This is a genomic window from Burkholderia contaminans, from assembly GCF_029633825.1.
Lineage (GTDB): Bacteria > Pseudomonadota > Gammaproteobacteria > Burkholderiales > Burkholderiaceae > Burkholderia > Burkholderia contaminans.
In genome coordinates this window covers 879,546-897,433 of the sequence record NZ_CP090640.1, presented here as the reverse complement: position 1 = coordinate 897,433, position 17,888 = coordinate 879,546, and the positions used below count along the sequence as shown (strand labels likewise).

At 69.2% G+C, this 17,888-nt stretch carries 16 protein-coding genes and 2 pseudogenes; 9 read left to right on the top strand and 9 right to left on the bottom strand.

Features of this window, described 5'->3' with window-relative positions; translation table 11 throughout:
* Positions 1-285: 285 nt before the first annotated feature.
* The 3 genes from pxpA to pxpB form a co-directional block, all read right to left on the bottom strand.
* On the bottom strand, positions 286-1,050 hold the full coding sequence (pxpA, locus tag LXE91_RS04225; RefSeq protein WP_011353486.1) for a 5-oxoprolinase subunit PxpA: 765 nt from the start codon (positions 1,048-1,050) through the stop codon (positions 286-288).
* Positions 1,051-1,123: 73 nt separating this feature from the next.
* On the bottom strand, positions 1,124-2,191 hold the full coding sequence (locus LXE91_RS04220; RefSeq protein ID WP_039354815.1) for a 5-oxoprolinase subunit C family protein: 1,068 nt from the start codon (positions 2,189-2,191) through the stop codon (positions 1,124-1,126).
* Entirely contained in the window at positions 2,188-2,844 is a 657-nt protein-coding gene (pxpB, locus tag LXE91_RS04215) for a 5-oxoprolinase subunit PxpB (protein ID WP_039354818.1), read from the bottom strand. The genes LXE91_RS04220 and pxpB overlap by 4 nt, the downstream gene beginning before the upstream one ends.
* Before the next feature lie 148 nt (positions 2,845-2,992).
* Between pxpB and LXE91_RS04210 the strand changes: the two genes are divergently transcribed.
* Positions 2,993-3,505 (top strand): winged helix DNA-binding protein, encoded by a 513-nt coding sequence (locus tag LXE91_RS04210; protein WP_039354820.1) that lies wholly within the window; start codon positions 2,993-2,995, stop codon positions 3,503-3,505.
* Between the two features lie 74 nt (positions 3,506-3,579).
* On the opposite strand, the gene LXE91_RS04205 is transcribed toward LXE91_RS04210, so the two are convergent.
* Positions 3,580-4,188 (bottom strand): 5-formyltetrahydrofolate cyclo-ligase, encoded by a 609-nt coding sequence (locus LXE91_RS04205; protein ID WP_046196291.1) that lies wholly within the window; start codon positions 4,186-4,188, stop codon positions 3,580-3,582.
* Positions 4,189-4,196: 8 nt separating this feature from the next.
* On the opposite strand from LXE91_RS04205, the gene LXE91_RS04200 reads away from it, so the two are divergent.
* From LXE91_RS04200 to LXE91_RS04185, 4 genes are read left to right on the top strand one after another with little or no spacing between them, the layout of a single operon-like run.
* Positions 4,197-6,149, top strand: a complete 1,953-nt coding sequence (locus LXE91_RS04200; RefSeq protein WP_039354823.1) for a lytic transglycosylase domain-containing protein — start codon at positions 4,197-4,199, stop codon at positions 6,147-6,149.
* 57 nt (positions 6,150-6,206) lie between these two features.
* Positions 6,207-7,166 carry a complex I NDUFA9 subunit family protein gene (locus LXE91_RS04195; RefSeq protein WP_039354826.1) on the top strand — a complete coding sequence of 320 codons (960 nt, stop codon included), beginning with the start codon at positions 6,207-6,209 and terminating at the stop codon, positions 7,164-7,166.
* A gap of 47 nt (positions 7,167-7,213) precedes the next feature.
* Positions 7,214-7,861: a glutathione S-transferase family protein gene (locus tag LXE91_RS04190; RefSeq protein WP_039354828.1), complete on the top strand. Its 648-nt coding sequence runs from the start codon at positions 7,214-7,216 to the stop codon at positions 7,859-7,861.
* Entirely contained in the window at positions 7,858-9,099 is a 1,242-nt protein-coding gene (locus tag LXE91_RS04185; protein WP_039354830.1) for a multifunctional CCA addition/repair protein, read from the top strand. Before LXE91_RS04190 ends, LXE91_RS04185 begins: the two co-directional genes overlap by 4 nt.
* Before the next feature lie 365 nt (positions 9,100-9,464).
* On the opposite strand, the pseudogene LXE91_RS43735 reads toward LXE91_RS04185, so the two are convergent.
* A pseudogene (locus tag LXE91_RS43735) lies at positions 9,465-9,920 on the bottom strand (helix-turn-helix domain-containing protein); the annotation flags it as partial.
* Between the two features lie 438 nt (positions 9,921-10,358).
* Here LXE91_RS43735 and LXE91_RS04175 point away from each other — a divergent pair.
* Positions 10,359-12,209: a M24 family metallopeptidase gene (locus LXE91_RS04175; protein WP_039369182.1), complete on the top strand. Its 1,851-nt coding sequence runs from the start codon at positions 10,359-10,361 to the stop codon at positions 12,207-12,209.
* Between the two features lie 19 nt (positions 12,210-12,228).
* On the opposite strand, the gene LXE91_RS04170 is transcribed toward LXE91_RS04175, so the two are convergent.
* The 4 genes and pseudogenes from LXE91_RS04170 to flgA form a co-directional block, all read right to left on the bottom strand.
* The gene (locus LXE91_RS04170) at positions 12,229-13,584 is read right to left on the bottom strand and encodes an SGNH/GDSL hydrolase family protein (protein ID WP_052760151.1); all 1,356 of its coding nucleotides are present in this window, start codon (positions 13,582-13,584) and stop codon (positions 12,229-12,231) included.
* Positions 13,585-13,755: 171 nt separating this feature from the next.
* Complete coding sequence (locus tag LXE91_RS04165) at positions 13,756-14,196, bottom strand: flagella synthesis protein FlgN (protein WP_039369179.1); 441 nt, start codon at positions 14,194-14,196, stop codon at positions 13,756-13,758.
* Positions 14,197-14,269: 73 nt separating this feature from the next.
* Positions 14,270-14,599 (bottom strand): flagellar biosynthesis anti-sigma factor FlgM, encoded by a 330-nt coding sequence (gene flgM, locus LXE91_RS04160; protein ID WP_039369176.1) that lies wholly within the window; start codon positions 14,597-14,599, stop codon positions 14,270-14,272.
* 118 nt (positions 14,600-14,717) lie between these two features.
* Positions 14,718-15,902 (bottom strand): annotated as a pseudogene (gene flgA / locus LXE91_RS04155) (flagellar basal body P-ring formation chaperone FlgA).
* A gap of 204 nt (positions 15,903-16,106) precedes the next feature.
* On the opposite strand from flgA, the gene flgB reads away from it, so the two are divergent.
* From flgB to LXE91_RS04140, 3 genes are read left to right on the top strand one after another with little or no spacing between them, the layout of a single operon-like run.
* Positions 16,107-16,595 (top strand): flagellar basal body rod protein FlgB, encoded by a 489-nt coding sequence (gene flgB, locus LXE91_RS04150; RefSeq protein WP_039369170.1) that lies wholly within the window; start codon positions 16,107-16,109, stop codon positions 16,593-16,595.
* A gap of 40 nt (positions 16,596-16,635) precedes the next feature.
* Positions 16,636-17,061, top strand: a complete 426-nt coding sequence (flgC, locus tag LXE91_RS04145) for a flagellar basal body rod protein FlgC (protein ID WP_011353470.1) — start codon at positions 16,636-16,638, stop codon at positions 17,059-17,061.
* Between the two features lie 48 nt (positions 17,062-17,109).
* Positions 17,110-17,865, top strand: a complete 756-nt coding sequence (locus LXE91_RS04140; protein ID WP_039369167.1) for a flagellar hook assembly protein FlgD — start codon at positions 17,110-17,112, stop codon at positions 17,863-17,865.
* Positions 17,866-17,888: the final 23 nt, after the last annotated feature.

Below are 17,888 nucleotides of genomic sequence, written 5' to 3'. Positions count from 1 at the left end.
GTCTGCATGTACGGCGGGGCCAAACATCGTCGAACAACAATCAGGCATGCAGGCCGACTTGCGGGATAAGCGACGTTCCGTCGTCCCACCGGGGAAAGGCAGTGATCGGGCGGCGGCGGACGTTTTTTAATCCGGAATAATTTTCCGGTCACCGTCGCAAGACGGTTTCGGGGGGTGAATCGACAGACGGCGAAGCCGCAACGATTGCGCCAACGGAAAAGCGCCACGAGGGCGCTTTTTTCTTTTGTACGACGGATCGTGCGTTCGCTCGTGTGATCGGCCGGATCAGGCGCGTTCGTCGGCCTGCAGCATCCCGGGCGCGACCACGTCGACGCCCACCGCCTCGAGCGCGGCGCGAATCCGTTTCGCGAATACCAGCGCGTGCGGCCCGTCACCGTGCAGGCAGACGGTCTGTGCATTGAGCATCACCCATTCGCCGCCGATCGCACGCACCTGCCGGCTGCGCACCATGTCGAGCGTGCGCGCGATCATCGTGTCCTCGTCGTCGATCAGCGCGCCGGGCTGGTTGCGCGGCACAAGCGAGCCGTCGGCGCGGTAGCCGCGATCGGCGAACACTTCCTCCACCGCGGCGAGCCCCGCGTGCCGCGCGGCCGCGACGAACACGCTGTTCGCGAGCCCGAACACCGCGAGCGACGGGTCGAAATCGCGGATCGCGGACACCACCGCATCGGCGATCATCGGGTCGCGCGCGGCCTGGTTGTACAGCGCGCCGTGCGGTTTGACGTGCGCGATGCGCCCGCCTTCCGCCTGTGCGATCGCCGACAGCGCGCCGAGCTGGTACAGCACGCCCGCGTAGATGTCGCTGGCCGGCAGCTGCATTTCCTTGCGGCCGAAATTCTCCGGATCGTGAAAGCTCGGGTGCGCGCCGATCGCCACGCCTTTCTGCACGGCCCAGCGTACGCAGTCGCGCATCGCGTTCGCACCGCCCGCATGCCACCCGCATGCGATGTTCGCGGACGTCACGAGGTCGAGCAGCGCCTCGTCCGAACCGCATCCTTCGCCGAGATCGGCATTCAGATCGATTTGCATGATGTTCCTCGTCCACTGATTGCGTGGCCCGTCTTCTCTACTGCGACTGCCTCCGGTACCGCTACCGCTATTGTCACGCCGCACGCGACTCGGCGCGGCGGCGCGCTTCCTCGCGCAGGTCGATCGCCACGTCGATCTGCCGCAGATACGCACGTTCGGCGGCCAGCGCGGCGCGCGCGGCGTCGGGCGTCGTGCGCACGAAGCGGATCGGCAGGTTGAGCCGCGCCTGCGCGAGTTTCCACAGATCCGCACGGATCACCGTGCCGATCTTCGGGTAGCCGCCGGTGGTCTGCGCGTCGTGCATCAGCACGATCGGCTGGCCGTTCGGCGGCACCTGGATCGTGCCGGGCAGCACCGCGTGCGACAGCAGCTCGGCCGGCCGCTCGCGCACGAGTTCGACACCGGCAAGCCGGTAGCCCATGCGGTTGCTGTTCGCCGTGACCAGCCATTCTTCATCCCAGAACGCCTGCTGCGAATCGGCGGCGAACGACGCGTAGTCGGGGCCCGGCAGCACGCGCACCGGCATCGCCCACGGCGCATGCGCGGGGCGGTGACGGCGCGGCGGCTCGTCGACGCGCACGAACGCGCACCACGCCGGCGCCTTGACGCCGAATTCGGGGGCGTCGGCCGCGAGGCAACCCATTCCGGCCGGAAGCACGCCGACCGGGAGGCGATCGCCGTCGCGCAGCGCGCGGCCGCCGAGGCCGCCGAAGCGCGAGGCGAGATCGGTGCTGCGCGAGCCGAGCATCGGCAGCACGTCGATGCCGCCGGCGATGCACAGGTAGCCGCGCATTCCGCGTTTCGCGGCAGGCAGCACGAGCGTCTGCCCGGCCTCGACCGGCAGGCTCCACCATGAATATACGCGCCGGCCGTCGAGCGTCGCACCGAACTCGGTGCCGGTGATCGCGATGCGGGTCGCGCGCGTGAAGCGGAAAGCGGCCGGGCCGATCGTGATCTCGACGGCCGCCGCATCGGGGCGGTTGCCGACCAGCCGGTTGCCGACTTCGAGCGCGAGGCCGTCGAGCGCGCCGCCCTGCGCGACGCCGAGATGGCGCGCGCCGCGGCGCCCGAGATCCTGCACGGTAGTCAGCGGGCCGGCCCGCACCACCTCGATGGTGCCCGGTACGTTGCTCTGGGTCATCGTGCGTCGACTCCCGCAATGGTGAAGCGCACGCGGTCGCCGGGCAGCAGCAGCGTCGGCTGCGGCCGCGCCGGATCGAACAGCACGTGCGACGTGCGGCCGATCAGTTGCCAGCCGCCGGGCGACGTGGCCGGGTAGATGCCTGTCTGCGCGCCGCCGATGCCGACCGAGCCGGCCGGCACCTCGAGGCGCGGCGCCGCGCGGCGCGGCATGTGCAGCGCGGCGTCGAGCCCGCCGAGATACGCGAAGCCCGGCTGGAAGCCGACGAAGAACACGACGTAGGCGCCGGCCGCGTGGCGCGCGACGACCTCGTCGACCGACAGGCCGGTATGCGCGGCGACGGCCGGCAGATCGGGGCCGGCGGCGCCACCGTATTCGACCGGGATCTCGACCTCGCGGCCGTCCGCGTGCTCGACGTCGGCCGTCTCCCACGCGTCGCGCAGCGCCGGCGTGAGCGAATCGGCCGTCGTGGCGAGCGCATCGAATACGATCGTCAGGTTGTTCATGCCGGGCACGACGTCGATCACGTCGGGCCACGCGCGCGCGGCCTCGGCAACGGCCCAGACGCGGCGCTGGCAATCGAGCGTGGCGGGTGGCGGCACCTCGCAGACGAGGGCTGTATCACCGAGCGGATAAATGCGGGGTTGCGTCATCGGACTGGCACGGTTCGGACGGCAATGTTAGCGCACATTGTCGATAAAATATCGACAACTTCCCAATAAGCGTTTTCGCCTAGCCCGTATGTCGGGGCTTCTGGCGTACACTCGGCACACCCTGTCATCCGGCTTGCTCCGCCTTTCCATGAAGCGTCCTGCGACCAAGATCGTGTCATCCGAACACCTCGTTTCCGATTCGAGCGCGGAGCTGTCGGAACTCGAATACGGCCTCATCATGGCAGGCAATGCTTTCAATCGGTGGATGGTGCGCTGCATGTCGGCGGCCGGCGCGAAGGACATGACGGCGGTCGAGGTGTCGCTGCTGCATCACGTCAGCCATCGCGAACGCAAGAAGAAACTCGCCGACATCTGCTTCGTGCTCAATATCGAGGATACGCACGTCGCGACCTATGCGCTGAAAAAACTGATCGCCCGCGGCTATGTGAAGAGCGAGAAGAACGGCAAGGAAGTGTTCTTCTTCGCGACCGACGCGGGCCGCGAGCTGTGCCTGAAGTACCGCGAGGTGCGCGAGCATTGCCTGATCGAGACGCTGAAGGACAGCGGGCTCACCAACGAGCAGATCGGCGACGCGGCGCAGTTGCTGCGCAACGCATCGGGCCTGTACGACACGGCCGCGCGCGCGGCGGCGTCGCTGTAAACGGTTGCGCCGCGGGTGGCGTGCGGCACTGCGCTGACGGGCGCGCGACGACGGATGCGGCGCCGGCCGCCGCGTCATCCGCCGGCCGGGTGCAGCGCGCCGTCGGTCACGATCCAGTGCAGCGCGAGATCGTGCGCTTCGGCCGGCAGCGCGTCGACGCGGCACGCTTCATACGCGATGCCGACCGTCACGGGCGGTTCGCTGCCCGGCCATGCGGCAAGCGTGCGGTCGTAGTAGCCGCCGCCGTAGCCGAGCCGGTAGCGCTGCCGATCGAATCCCACGCAGGGAATCAGCAAAAGGTCGGGCACGACGACGATTCCCGACGCCGGTTCCGGAATCCGGTGATGACCTTCGCGCATCGGCGTGTGCGCGTCCCACGCATGGAACTCGAGCGGCGTGTGCCGTTCGTCGATCACGGGCAGTGCGGCCTGCCTGCCGGCACCGGCCGCGCACCACGCGAGCACCGCGTCGCGCGCATCGAATTCACCCGGCAGCGGCCAGTAGAACCCGACCGTGCGCGGCGCGAGCCGTTCGAGCAGCGTGCGCAGCCGCGCGTCGAGCGCGGCGTTCGCGGCGGGTTGCGACGCGGCGTCGCGACGCGCGCCGGACAGCGTTTTGCGTAGTGCAACCTTCGGGTTCGGCACAGGGTTGCGTGCTATGCTTTCGCTCACTTCGTGCTCCATTCAAAACGATGTCGAACAGCCTTTTTCGAGTATATCGCGCGGTCGCGCTGACGCTTTCGGCCGCAGCGCTCGTCGCGGGCACGGCCGCATGCGCCGCGCCGAACGACGATACGGTCTCCGGGGACGACCAGACCTTCGTGCAGCTTCGTGAAGCCGCGCGTCGCAACGACGCCGCGAAAGCCGCGCAGCTCGCGTCGATGATCCCGAACTATCCGGTACCGTCCTACGTCGAGTATTTCCAGATCAAGCCACAGTTGTTCGATTCGACGGGCCGCGCGCGCGTGGACGCGCCGGACGCGCCCGTGCAGTCGTTCCTGCAGCGCTACGACGGCCAGGCGATCGCCGACCGCCTGCGCAACGACTACCTGCTCGTGCTCGGCGCGCGCCACGACTGGCGCAACTTCGACGAGCAATACAAGCGCTTCGTGCTCGACGACGACACGCAGGTCAAGTGCTATGCGCTGGAATCGCGCGCGGCGCGCGGCGAGAACGTCGCCGAAGCGGCACGTGCGCTGCTCGTCGAGCCGAAGAACTACGGCGACGCGTGCGTCGACCTGATCACCGCGCTCACGGTCAACCAGCAGTTCACGAGCGACGACGTGTGGCAGCAGGCGCGCCTCGCATACGAGCAGAACTACACGACGCTCGGCGGCAAGATCGTCGATGCGCTCGGCCCGCGCCCGGTCGGCTTCGACCAGGCGACGAGCGCGCCGCCGCTGTACCTCGCGCGCGGCGTCGGCCCCGACGCCACCTCGCACCAGATCGCCCTGATCGCGCTCAGCCGCATGGCGCGCAACGATCCGGACGCCGCCGCCGGAATGCTGACCACGGTCGCCCCGTCGCTGACCAAGCAGGAGCAGGCGATCGCGTGGGGCGCGATCGGCTACCAGGGCGCGATCAAGCGCTCGCCGCTCGCATCGGTCTGGTACGCGAAATCGACGAATGCGCCGCTGTCGAACCCGGGCTACGAATGGCGCACGCGCGCCGCGCTGCTCGCCGGCAACTGGCCGATGGTGCGCTGGTCGATCGAGCAGATGCCGCCGTCGCTGCGCAACGATCCGGCGTGGATCTACTGGCATGCGCGCGCGCTCAAGCAGAGCGGCGACACGCTGCAGGCGAACCAGGAATTCGAGCAGGTCGCGGGCCAGTTCAACTTCTACGGGCAGCTCGCCGGCGAAGAGCTCGGCCAGCGCACGACGATCCCGCCGCGCACGAAGGTGAGCGACGCCGAGATCGATGCGATGAGCAAGATTCCGGGCTTCGCGCTCGCGCAGCGTTTCTACGCGCTGAACCTGCGCCTCGAAGGCAACCGCGAATGGAACTGGCCGCTGCGCGGGATGACCGATCGCCAGCTGCTGGCCGCGGCCGAATACGGCAAGCGCGTCGAGTTGCTCGACCGCACGGTCAACACGGCCGACCGCACGAAGGCCGAGCACGATTTCACGCTGCGCTACCCGTCGCCGTACCGCAACATCGTCGAGCGCTATGCGCAATCGACGGGCCTCGACATCGAGTGGGCGTACGGGCTGATCCGCCAGGAATCGCGCTTCATCATCAGCGCGCGTTCGTCGGTGGGCGCGGGCGGCCTGATGCAGCTGATGCCGGCCACCGCGCAGATGGTTGCGAAGAAGCTCGGCATGGGCACGATCTCGCGCGCGCAGATGCACGACATCGATACCAACATCCAGCTCGGCACCTGGTACCTGGCGGACATCTACAACAACTTCGACAGCTCGCCGGTGCTCGCCACGGCCGGCTACAACGCGGGCCCGGGCCGGCCGCGCCAGTGGCGCCAGGTGTTGACGCAGCCGGTCGAAGGCGCGATCTTCGCAGAAACGATTCCGTTCAACGAGACGCGCGACTACGTGAAGAACGTGCTGTCGAACACCGTCTATTACGCGGCGCTCTTCGAGGGCAAGCCGCAGTCGTTGAAGAAACGTCTAGGCATGATCTCGCCCTGATACGCAACCTTCACACTGCCGCGCGAGACGCGGCAGTGTTCTTTTGAGGCTCACGACATGGATCGCCAGACCGTCGCGCTGCTGGGCGGCACCGGCTTCATCGGCAGCCGGCTCGTCAATGCGCTGATCGAATCCGGCAAGCAGGTTCGGATCGGCACGCGCCGGCGTGACCACGCGCGCCACCTGCAGATGCTGCCGGTCGAAATCGTCGAGCTCGACGCGCTCGACACGCGCACGCTTGCGCGCTTCGTGGCCGGTGCGCACGCGGCGATCAACCTCGTCGGCGTGCTGCACGGCGGCCGCGGCACGCCGTACGGGCCCGGTTTCGCGAGCGCACACGTCACGCTGCCGGCCGCGCTCGCGACCGCCTGCACCGAGGCGGGCGTACAGCGCCTGCTGCACATGAGCGCGCTCGGCGCCGATTCGCACGGCGTGAGCATGTACCAGCGCTCGAAGGGCGACGGCGAGGCCGCGCTGCATGCGATCGCGGCGACCGATTCGCTTGCGCTGACGATCTTCCGTCCGTCGGTCGTGTTCGGCCCCGGCGATGCATTTCTCAACACGTTCGCGGCCCTGCAGCGCTCGGTGCCGGTGCTGCCGCTCGCGATGCCCGACGCGCGCTTCCAGCCGGTGTTCGTCGGCGATGTCGTGCGCGCGTTCGTCAACACGTTCGATCTCGCGGCCGCACACGGCAAGACCTACGAACTCGGCGGCCCGACCGTCTACACGCTCGAGCAGCTGGTGCGCTATTGCGGCACGCTGGTCGGCCGGCAGGCACGCATCGTGCGGCTGCCCGACGCGCTCGCGCGGCTGCAGGCGAGCGTGTTCGAATGCCTGCCCGGCGAGCCCGTGCTCACGCGCGACAATCTCGCGACGATGTCGGTGCCGAACGTGCTGTCGGGGCCGCTCGCGCCGGAACTCGGGATCTCGCCCGCGAGTCTCGAAAGCATCGCGCCCGCGTATCTCGGTCAGGCCGCGCAGCGCTCCCGGTTCGACTGGTTCCGCTCGCGCCGCTAGGCCGGCAGCGTCTCCCCTTTCACTTTCGCGTTTTCCGGATCACCGTCATGAAACTCGTCATTGGAGACAAGAACTATTCGTCGTGGTCGATGCGCCCGTGGCTGCTGCTCACGCATTTCGGCATCCCGTTCGACGAGATCGCGATCGAGCTGCGCCACGATGACACGGCCGCGCGCATCCGCGAGTATTCGCCGTCCGGCAAGGTGCCGTGCCTGGTCGACGACCATGGCGTCGCGATCTGGGATTCGCTCGCGATCGCCGAGATGCTCGCCGAACGCTATCCGCAGTTTCCGATGTGGCCGGCCGATCCGCTCGAGCGCGCGCATGCGCGCTGCGTCTCGGCCGAGATGCATTCGGGCTTCGCGGCGCTGCGCACGCAGATGGGCATGAACGTGCGCGCGTCGATGCCGGGGCGCGGCGCGACCCCCGACGCGCTCGCCGATGTCGCGCGCATCGATGCGCTGTGGAGCGCGTGTCTCGAGGCGTCGGGCGGGCCGTTCCTGTTCGGCGAATTCGGCATTGCCGATGCGATGTACGCGCCCGTCGTGATGCGCTTCAACACGTACGCGCCGGGCCTGTCGCCGGAAGCGGCGGGCTATGCGGCCCGCGTGACGGCGCTGCCGGCCGTCCAGCGCTGGATCGACGCCGCGCGCCGCGAGACGAACGTGATCGCCGAATACGAGCCTCAGCCATGAATATCTACGCAGTAGGCGGCGCCATCCGCGACGAACTGCTCGGCGTGCCCGTGCAGGACCGCGATTACGTGGTGGTGGGCGCGACCCCCGAGCAGATGGCCGCGCAGGGGTTCCGGCCGGTCGGCAAGGATTTCCCGGTATTCCTGCATCCGCGGACGCAGGAGGAGTACGCGCTCGCGCGCACCGAGCGCAAGACGGCGGCCGGCTATCACGGCTTCCAGTTCCACTACGCGCCGGACGTGACGCTCGACGAGGATCTCGCGCGGCGCGACCTGACGATCAACGCGATGGCGCGCGAGGTGAGCCCGGAGGGCGACCTGGTCGGGCCGGTGATCGATCCGTTCGACGGGCAGGCCGACCTGCGTGCGCGCGTGTTCCGGCATGTGAGCGATGCATTCGTCGAGGATCCGGTGCGGATCCTGCGCATCGCCCGCTTCGCTGCGCGGTTTGCGGATTTCACGGTGGCGGACGAAACGCTCGCGCTGATGCGGCGGATGGTCGACGCGGGCGAGGTCGACGCGCTCGTGCCTGAGCGCGTGTGGCAGGAAATCGCGCGCGGGCTGATGGAAGCGAAGCCGTCGCGGATGTTCGCGGTGCTGCGCGAGTGCGGCGCGCTCGCGCGCATCCTGCCGGAAGTCGATGCGTTGTGGGGCGTGCCGCAGCGCGCCGACTACCACCCGGAAGTCGACACGGGCGTGCACGTGATGATGGTCGTCGACTACGCGGCGAAGCAGGGTTATTCGCTGCCGGTGCGCTTCGCGGCGCTCACGCACGATCTCGGCAAGGCGACGACGCCCGCCGACGTGCTGCCGCGCCACGTCGGCCACGAGGGGCGCAGCGTCGACCTGCTCAAGCCGTTGTGCGAGCGGTTGCGCGTGCCGAACGAATGCCGCGATCTCGCGCTGGTCGTCGCGCGCGAGCACGGCAACCTGCATCGCGTGATGGAGATGGGTGCGGCCGCGCTGGTGCGGCTGTTCGAGCGCAGCGACGCGCTGCGCAAGCCGGCACGTTTCGCCGAAATGCTGCAGGCGTGCGAATCGGATGCGCGCGGACGGCTCGGGCTCGAAGCGCAGCCGTATCCGCAGGCCGAGCGGCTGCGCGTCGCGCTCGCGGCCGCGCGCAGCGTCGATGCCGGCGCAATCGCGCGCGGCATCGGCAACGATACGGAGAAGATCAAGGACGCCGTGCATCGCGCACGGATCGAGGCCGTCGCGCAGGCGCTCGAGATCGGCGAATAGGGGCGGTGAATAGGGCCGGCGGGAAGGGCGTGCGTCGCCCTCCCGGCAACCGTTAAGACTTCTTCTTGCGCGCCGGCTTCGCGGCCGCCGGGCGTTTGCCGGCGGATGCGCGCGGCTTGGCCGCGGCCTTTTGCCTTTCCCGTCGTGCCGGCGTCGCGATCGCGCTCCGCCCGCTTGGGCGCCGGCCCGCGGCGGCTCACGCGCGGCTCGCCCGGCGTCGCACGCGCGGCGGGCGCCGGTTTCCCGGCGTCCATCGTCGCCGACACGAACCCGGTGCCACGGTCGTCGAACAGCGGCAGCGTGCCGACCGTGATCACCTCGGCCGGCCCGTCGCCCACGTTGGCGACCCGGTGCCGCTTGCGCGCGTCGAAGTGCAGCGAGTCGCCGGGCGACAGTGGGTAATCCTTCTTGCCGACCGTGTAGCAGATCCGGCCGGCCAGTACGTACACGAATTCGTCGCCGCCGTGCGCGACCCATTCCGAGCGGTAGCCTTCCATCATCTGCACCTTGACCGCATTGATCTGGCTGCCGTCGAACGTGGTGGAGAGGCGCTCGTACCACTGCGACCTGGCGTCGAGCGCGTACGGCTTGCGGCGGCCCTCGTACGAATCGGGCCGGGCCTGGCGCGGCTGGTCGACCAGCGCGCCGAGCGGCACGCCGAGTGCCTTCGCGACGTTGACGAGCGACGACAGCGAGATACCGGTGAGGTGGCGCTCGACCTGGGACAGGAACCCGACCGACAGTTTCGCTTCGGTCGCGACTTCCAGCAGCGTCTTCTTCGCTTCCCGGCGCAGGCGGCGAATGCGCTGGCCGATACGCATGATGTCTGAATCCATGAATCTCTTTCGTGACAACGAGTCGGGAGGCGAGCGGACGGGCGGTGCAGTCGCCGGACGGTGATTTTCGCGCATCGCCCGAAGCACGGCCGTCGGGACGGCGAATTGTACCGCGCAGCATCGCCGGACGAATTCCCGTTGTGCCGGGATGCGCAGGCGCCGCGCCGATTTTAGCCCTACGAAAATTTGAGCTTGACCTCAATTTCGACGTGCTCTAGATTCTGTCGCGCGTATCAAAAAAAGTTAAGTGGGACGAAAATTTTTTTAAGGACCTGCTGCCGGAACGGCACGGCGGTCCGGCGCCGTGCCGCGCCGGGCCGAACGTCCACCCGCAGCGGCGCCGTGCCGCATCAGGCCTGCCTCGGGCCTGCACCCCCGCCGCGTCACCGCCGGCCGCCGACAACAATGCATAACGGGCTTCCGATGATCGATCGACTGAAATACAGCTTCTCCGGCCTTCCCCCGTACGACGCGTCCGTCGTCGACACGCAGGCGGGCCTGTCGCGCCTGCTCGATGCCGCGCGGCTCGACGCGGTGCTGGTCACGTCGCAGGACGAATACGTGACCGAGTACCTGCCGCTCCCAAACAATCCGCGCTACGCGGTGTCGGGTTTCGACGGCTCGGCCGGCTGCGGGATCTTCCTGAGCGCGGCGACCGCGCAGGCGCTCGATCTGCCCCCGTTCGTGCTGTTCGTCGACGGCCGCTATCACCTGCAGGCCGAGCAGCAGTGCGATCCGGCGCGCGTGCGCATCGAGAAGCTCGGGATGAACGTGACGATCTGGCAGGCGATGGCCGACTGGCTGGTCGCGCACGGCAGCCGGCTCGCGCGGGTCGGCTACGACGCGCGGCGGATCAGCGTCGCGCAGCGCGATCGCCTGTTCGAGCAGACGCAGGCCGCGTCGCTCGACTGGACGAGCCTCGCCGACCGGGAGATCGATCGTGCGATCGCGCTGCCGGGCTGGGTCGTCGAGCGGCCGATCTTCGAAGTGCCGGAAGCGGCGACCGGCCTGAGCGTCGCGCAGAACCTCGACACGCTGAACCGCCAGCTCGCCGCGCATACCGGCGCGCCGGACGGCAAGACCGCGTTCTTCACCTGCGCGTCGGACGATCTCGCGTATCTGCTGAACAGCCGCGGCTATCACATTCCGAATGCGTCGTCGCACCTCGGCTTCCTGTTCGCGGTCGGCGGCCAGGTGGCGTTGTTCCTGCCGGAAGGCTGCGACCGCTGCGAGGTCACGCTCGCGTCGTATCCGGCGCTGCACGTGATCCGGCGCGATGTCGCGGCGCTCGAGCGCTTTCTCGCGCAGTTCGACGTCGAGCACGTGTGCTACGGCTTCGAATCGGTGAACTGCGCGCTCGTCGACGCGGTGAAGCGCGCGTGGCCGCATGCGCGGCAGGCCGACTTCAACCCGGTCGAGGCGATGCGGGCCAGCAAGACGCCGGCGGTGCTCGACCGGTTCCGCGACGCGTTCGCGCGCAGCTCCGCGGCGATCGCCGAGACGATGCGCTGGGCGAAGGCCGGCGAGCCGGGCGTGCGCCACACCGAATACGACCTGGCGCGCACGATCAACGACGCGTACGGCGCACGCTCGGCGGTGGCGCTGACGTTTCCGTCGATCGCGGCGAACGGCGCGAACAGCGCGTTCGCGCATTACACCGCGGCGAGCGCCGACGTCGAGCTGACGGAAGGCGAACTCGTGCTGCTCGACAGCGGCGCGTACTACGAAGCGGGCTTCGCGACGGACTGCACGCGTGTGGTACTGCGCCGGACCCGGCCGGAGACGGTCGCGCAGCCGTGGCAGCGCGAGATCTACACGGTCGCGCTGAAGGCCTGCATCAAGGGGCTCGTCACACGCTTCCCGAGCACCGCGAAGGGCGGCGACGTCGATGCGCTCGTGCGGCAGGTGTGCCGCGACCACGGCCACGATTTCGGTCACGGCACCGGGCACGGCGTCGGGATTCACGTGCACGAGGGCGGCGTGCGGTTCGCGCCGGGCGCGAAGTACGGGCTCGTGCCCAATGCGGTGGTTTCGGTCGAGCCGGGCATCTACGTGCCGGGCAAGGGCGGCGTGCGGATCGAGAACATCGTGATCATCCACCGGGACGACGCGCAGCCGGATACCGTCACGTTCGAGAACATCGTGACGGTCGGCTACGACTGGGACCTGATCGATCTCGACCTGCTGGACGACGACGAGCGCGCGTACCTGCGCGACTACGAGCGGCTGTGCGTGGAGCGCGGCACGCAGGTCACCGCGTGTCCGCTGCTGTAGGCACTGCCGCCCGCGCCGGTCAGTTCAGCAGGCGCGCACGCACCAGCGGCGCGATCCGCTCGGCGAGCCACGCATGCGTGCGCGTGGTGGGGTGCAGCGTGTCCCAGAATACGAAGCGCGCCGGATCGCGGCAGTCCGCACGCGGCGTCTGCGCGCTCACGTAGGTGAGCGACGACGGCTTCGGGATGTCGAGGCACGAACGCTTCGCGTCGTCGAAACCGTACTGGGCCGGGTGGCTCAGCAGGTCGTCGAACAGCGCATACGCGTCGAATACCTCGAGCCGCAGCGTCGCGCCGTAGCGGGCGCGCAGCGCGGCGGCCGCGTCCGCGAGGCGCCGGTTGTAGTCCTTCACCTGCGCGGCGACGCTCGCGGTGTCGGTGCGGGTCGCGAACACCGGCGCGCGCGACACGTCCGGCAGCGCGACGAGCAGGATCCGCGTCGCGCCGACCGCGGCGAGCCGCTCGAGGCTGTCGCGCACCGCATTCGCCGCCTGCTCGGGCGAGCGCCCGTAGTTCACCAGGTCGTTGCCGCCCGCGAACACCGCGAACAGCGTGTTGGCGGGCCGGTAGTCCGGCGCGCGATCCATGTATTCGCGCCACGAGTCGATCTGCTGCACGAGGCCCGGCACCACGAGGTACTGGTCGGTCGCCGCACCGCCGATCGCCCAGTTGTAGAACGGCAGCCGCAGCGCGTTCGCGAGATATTCGGCCCACACCGGGCCGTTGCTGAAGCGCCCCGCCTGCCAGCTCGTGCCGTTCGGCAGCTTCCACTGGCTCGCGTTGAACATGTTCTGCGTGTCGGACAGGCTGTCGCCGAACACGATCAGCTTGTTGACGCGCGCGTCCTGCTGCGCGGCGTCGATGGTCCACACCGTGTAGTTGAACGACAGCGCGTTGTTCGCCGCGACCGCCTGCACCAGGTCGGACTTGATGCCCTTCGCGGCCAGCGTCTTGCGGCACACGTCGGCGAGCGTGTCCTGCGTCGTCGTGCTGTAGAACATGTTCTTCCACTGCGTGATGCCGTCGGCCCACCAGTACCCGGACACGCGATACCAGTCGCCGCCGGCGGGATTGCGCGCCCATTCGTAGGTCGCGGCCGGCTTCAGCGGATCCGCGTCGATCCGGTACCAGCAGCGCAGGTACGTGTAGGTGTCGGATCCGCGGCGCGACGCGCGCGGCGCGGCGCCTGCCGAGCTCGATGCGGCCGGCGGCACGATGTCGGGGCCGGCCGGCGACAGCGCCATGTCGCCCGTCGGCGTGGGCAGCGGCGCGGCGCTGGCGGCGTGCGCGACGGGGAGCGTCAACGCGGCGCCCAGCGTGGCGACAGCGTAAACAGCGGCGACGCGGGATGAAAACGGAATGCGGAAATATGGCATGCGGCCCTCTTCTGATTGTTGTGACGGGACGGCGGCGCGGCTGCGCGACCGTGTATCGGAAGGGACCGTGAGTGCCGGGCTCGGGCCCGGTCTGTCGAAACGTGAAATGCCGCGCATGGCGGCGCAATGCGGAAAGTACGGTGGCGGCGCTGCCGCCGGTCGGTCAGTGTATCAGCGCGCGAGAGCCGACACGCGCCCGTCGGGGCCGTAGACGCCGGCCGGCGCGGGCGCCGAGCGCAGTACCGCGAGCGCGCGCTCGTTGTAGTCCATCCGGATCCGGATCAGCATCCCGTTGTTCGCATTGGCCTGGCGCGCGCGTTCGGCGGACTGCTGCAGCAACTGCCAGCGGCCGGCGAGGCGGGCATCGCGCTCGGCGGCCTGGTCCATCCCCTTCTTGCCGGCCGGAAAGCCGAGTGCGGAAAGCTGCGTGTCGCGCGTGCGTTCGAGCTGCGCGAGCCGGTCGATCAGCTCGCTTTTCTTCTCGACGATTCCGGGCAGCATCTCGAGCGGCTGCGCCATCGTCAGCGCCTTTTCCTCGTACGCGAGCAGGGACGCGAACGCCTCGACCGTCGCGTGTTCGTCGTTGACCGTGGCCAGCAGCTCTTCTCTCATCGCGTCATGCTCGTCGCGCCGGCGCGGGTAAATGCGCCGGCAAACCGGGGGGGCCGGCCTTGCGAGGCCGGCTTCAGTTGCCCGGGCGCTGCTGCTGCAGCAGCTCTCGGGCGGTATTCAATACGCCGTCGGCGATCTTGTTCGCGTCGATCGTCAGCGTGCCGTTGTTCAGCGCGTCCTTGATCGACTGGACCAGGCCCGCGTCGATATCGCCGTTGCCGGACGCGGATACCGAGCGCAACCGGCCGGACAGACCCGACAGGTTCACGCTCGTGTCACCGCCGGTCGACCCCGCATCGGCCGCCTGCGCGGACGAAGACGAGGCCGTGCCGGATGGCGCACGGGTCGCGCCGTTGCCGGTCGGCGCCAGGGGGCTCGGGTTCGGAGTGGAATCGATCTTCACGATGGGTTTCCTGTTCGGTTTGACCCAGATAACGGCCGGGTCGGCCCGAACTTTAGCATCGCGAGCCCCAAATGCTCCGAATAAACAATTCTTTACATTCTTGCCGCTGGATCCGTCCCTATAGCGGAATTTCCACGGTGCCGGCGTCCTTGACGATCGCCGTGACGATCTGGCCCGCTGCCATCCGCACCCGCACCGACTGGCCGGGTGCCGCATTCGCCAGCGCACTGCCCTCGGCCGAAATCGTGAAGCCGGGCCCGGCCGCGACGACCCGCACCGTCTGGCCGGCCGACACCGACGCCGCGCTCTTCAGCAGGTCCTGCCGCAGCGGCAGCCCGGCCGAGATGCGCGCGAGCGCGGTCGCGCCGATCGCCTGCGCCGGATCGGTGATCACCGCGAGCGGGAGCACCGTCAGGTCGCCGTCGCGGGCGACCAGGTCGGCCGCGGAAAGCGGCTCGCCGGGCGCGATCTGGCGCGCGGCGACGTAGTAGGTGGCCTGCACGGTGACTTTCGCCTGCAGGTAGACGGTCCACGGCCGCTCGCCCGCGCAGCGTCACGCCGACCGTCGTGCGGCCCCACAGGCGCGCGCCGGTCGGCATGAACGGTTCGAGCGTGGTGCATGCGGCGAGCCCGCGCGGAAACGCGGTCGTGACCGTCGCGGTGGCCTTGCCGGGCAGGCCCGCGATCTGCTGCTGCAGGAACGCGAGGGCTGCGCGGCGGATCGACTCGGGATCCTGCTGGCCGGGCGGCGTCGCGGGCTGGGCCGCGTTGGCGGCATTGGCCGCCGGGGCCGGGTTCGCGGAAACCGGGGCGGCGCGCGGGGCCGGTGCGGCCGACGCGGCACGGGCCGTCGCGATCGCGTTCGGATCGGCGGCGCGCGGCGCGCCATATCCGGTTGTAGCGTTCATGCGGGCGGCTGCGTAGACAGGGCGCGGCGCTGGCGCAGGAGCCGGCGGCGGGACGGTCGTCACGACCATCGTGCCGGCCGGTTGCGCCGCGTAGCCGGTACCGGACGCGCCGGCGGCGACGCCCGCGCTCCCGCCCGCGCCGCTCGCTGCGCGCCCGTGTCCGGCGCCGGGCCCGCACCCGGCGCCATCGCCGCATTCCCGCCGAACTGCCCGCCGCTCGCTGCATTGGCGTGCGCGATTGCGGTTTCTGCCGTCTCGCCGCGCCCGGGAATCACGATCATCCCGTCGTCAGCGTGCGCGGCCGGGGCGGCGATCCACAGCGCCGCGGCGAGCGCAAACGCACGCCGGACGTGCGTGAGCCGCCCGTTCCTTTCGCGAAGTGCGCTGCCAGTCATCGCCGTATCCCCGATCCGTTGCTCCGCTTCGCATTCTAGGGAGCGGGGCGGTCGCGCAAACGATGAATAGAGGGGGCCTTTGCCGCGTTATTCGCCCGATTGCCGGTTGCGTCCGACGCCTACCATCGCTGTCATGGAAAAAAGCCTCTCGCGTCGCCATCCGGCATGAGGGGCGTGCAGCGCTTCATACGGAGAGACGCACACATGCTGGACAAACTCGATGCGGAATTCGCGTTCGGCCGACAGGCGCTGGACGTGCGCGCCTACCGGCAGGAACTGCTGTCGTCGAACATCGCGAACTCCGACACGCCCGGCTACCAGGCCCGCGACGTCGATTTCGCGTCGACGCTCGCGCGCTCGCTGAAGCAGGCGGGCGGCGGCCTCGCGCCGAGCAACGCGGCGCAACTGCCGATGGCGCAGCCGGCCGGCGTGACGAACGGGATGTCGATGGTGTCGACGGCGGCGGGCCACATGGCCGGCACCGCGAAGCTGATCCCGACGGGCGGCCCGTCGGACGACTACGGCCGTGCGCAATACCGGATGCCGCTGCAGCCGGCGCTCGACGGCAACACGGTCGATCTCGACGTCGAGCGCGTGCAGTTCGCGAACAACGCGCTGCACTACCAGACCGGGATGACCGTGATGACCCAGCAGATCAAGGCGATGATCGCCGCGATCACGTCGAACCAGTGATGGCGCGCACCGCGTCCGAATCCGAGCAAAAGGAGCTTCCATGCCTTCGTTGATGAACATCTTCGGCGTCGCCGGCTCGGCGCTGTCCGCGCAGTCGCAGCGCCTGAACGTCACCGCGTCGAACCTGGCGAACGCCGACAGCGCGACCGGCCCCGACGGCAAGCCGTACAAGGCCAAGCAGGTCGTGTTCGCGACCGACCCGATCGGCGGCGCGCGCACCGCGTCCGGCCAAGGCGTGGGCGGCGTGCGCGTGACGAAGGTGATGGACGACCCGTCGCCGATGAAGTCGACCTACGACCCGTCGAACCCGGCCGCCGATTCGAACGGCTACGTGCAGATGCCGAACGTCGATCCGGTGCAGGAGATGGTGAACATGATCTCGGCATCGCGCTCGTACCAGGCCAACGTCGAGACGCTGAACACCGCGAAGACGCTGATGCTCAAGACGCTGACGATCGGCTCGTAAGCCGCGCCGACCGACCTTACAGACAGTCCAGAAACAAGGCCACCCAGGATGACTTCCTCCAGCACGACGATCGGCGGCAACGGCACCAACGTGTCGAACCTGCCGACCGACACGATGAACACCAACAAAGTGTCGACCAACGGCACGTCGGCGAGCGACCTGCAGGCGACGTTCCTGAAGCTGCTCGTCACGCAGCTGCAGAACCAGGATCCGACCAGCCCGGTCGACAGCTCGCAGATGACGTCGCAGCTCGCGCAGATCAACACGGTGAGCGGCATCGCGCAACTGAACACGTCGCTCACGTCGCTGTCCTCGCAGCTCACGGCCGGCCAGCAGACGCAGGCCGCGCTGCTGATCGGCACGAACGTGCTCGCGCCGGGCAACGCGGTCGCGGTGAAGAGCGGCGCGGCGTCGCCGTTCGGCGTGTCGCTCGCGAGCTCGGTGTCGAACCTGACGATCACCGTGAAGAACGCGGCGGGCACCGTGGTGAACACGATCAACGCGGGCGCGCAGTCGGCCGGCACCGTGCCGTTCAACTGGACGCCGACCGACGCGGCGGGCAATGCACTGCCGGACGGCAAGTACACAGTCAGCGCGTCGTACACCGACAGCAACGGCACGCCGCAGCCGGCCACGACGCTCGCGGCGTCGACCGTGCAGAGCGTGATCAAGCAGGCGGACGGCACGGCGGGGCTCGTGCTGTCGAACGGCACGACCGTGGGGCTGACCCAGGTTGCGTCGATTTTCCCGAATACCACGTCGTCCGCGTCGAATTCGTCCGGCAGCGGCACCCCCTCCAACTGATACTGACCGAGCAATCTCGAAAC

Bases quoted from the DNA above. Each gene is read 5' to 3' on its own strand.
- pxpA (WP_011353486.1), bottom strand. From the start codon at position 1,050: ATGCAAATCGATCTGAATGCCGATCTCGGCGAAGGATGCGGTTCGGAC.
- LXE91_RS04220 (WP_039354815.1), bottom strand. From the start codon at position 2,191: ATGACCCAGAGCAACGTACCGGGCACCATCGAGGTGGTGCGGGCCGGC.
- pxpB (WP_039354818.1), bottom strand. From the start codon at position 2,844: ATGACGCAACCCCGCATTTATCCGCTCGGTGATACAGCCCTCGTCTGC.
- LXE91_RS04210 (WP_039354820.1), top strand. From the start codon at position 2,993: ATGAAGCGTCCTGCGACCAAGATCGTGTCATCCGAACACCTCGTTTCC.
- LXE91_RS04205 (WP_046196291.1), bottom strand. From the start codon at position 4,188: ATGGAGCACGAAGTGAGCGAAAGCATAGCACGCAACCCTGTGCCGAAC.
- LXE91_RS04200 (WP_039354823.1), top strand. From the start codon at position 4,197: ATGTCGAACAGCCTTTTTCGAGTATATCGCGCGGTCGCGCTGACGCTT.
- LXE91_RS04195 (WP_039354826.1), top strand. From the start codon at position 6,207: ATGGATCGCCAGACCGTCGCGCTGCTGGGCGGCACCGGCTTCATCGGC.
- LXE91_RS04190 (WP_039354828.1), top strand. From the start codon at position 7,214: ATGAAACTCGTCATTGGAGACAAGAACTATTCGTCGTGGTCGATGCGC.
- LXE91_RS04185 (WP_039354830.1), top strand. From the start codon at position 7,858: ATGAATATCTACGCAGTAGGCGGCGCCATCCGCGACGAACTGCTCGGC.
- LXE91_RS04175 (WP_039369182.1), top strand. From the start codon at position 10,359: ATGATCGATCGACTGAAATACAGCTTCTCCGGCCTTCCCCCGTACGAC.
- LXE91_RS04170 (WP_052760151.1), bottom strand. From the start codon at position 13,584: ATGCCATATTTCCGCATTCCGTTTTCATCCCGCGTCGCCGCTGTTTAC.
- LXE91_RS04165 (WP_039369179.1), bottom strand. From the start codon at position 14,196: ATGAGAGAAGAGCTGCTGGCCACGGTCAACGACGAACACGCGACGGTC.
- flgB (WP_039369170.1), top strand. From the start codon at position 16,107: ATGCTGGACAAACTCGATGCGGAATTCGCGTTCGGCCGACAGGCGCTG.
- flgC (WP_011353470.1), top strand. From the start codon at position 16,636: ATGCCTTCGTTGATGAACATCTTCGGCGTCGCCGGCTCGGCGCTGTCC.
- LXE91_RS04140 (WP_039369167.1), top strand. From the start codon at position 17,110: ATGACTTCCTCCAGCACGACGATCGGCGGCAACGGCACCAACGTGTCG.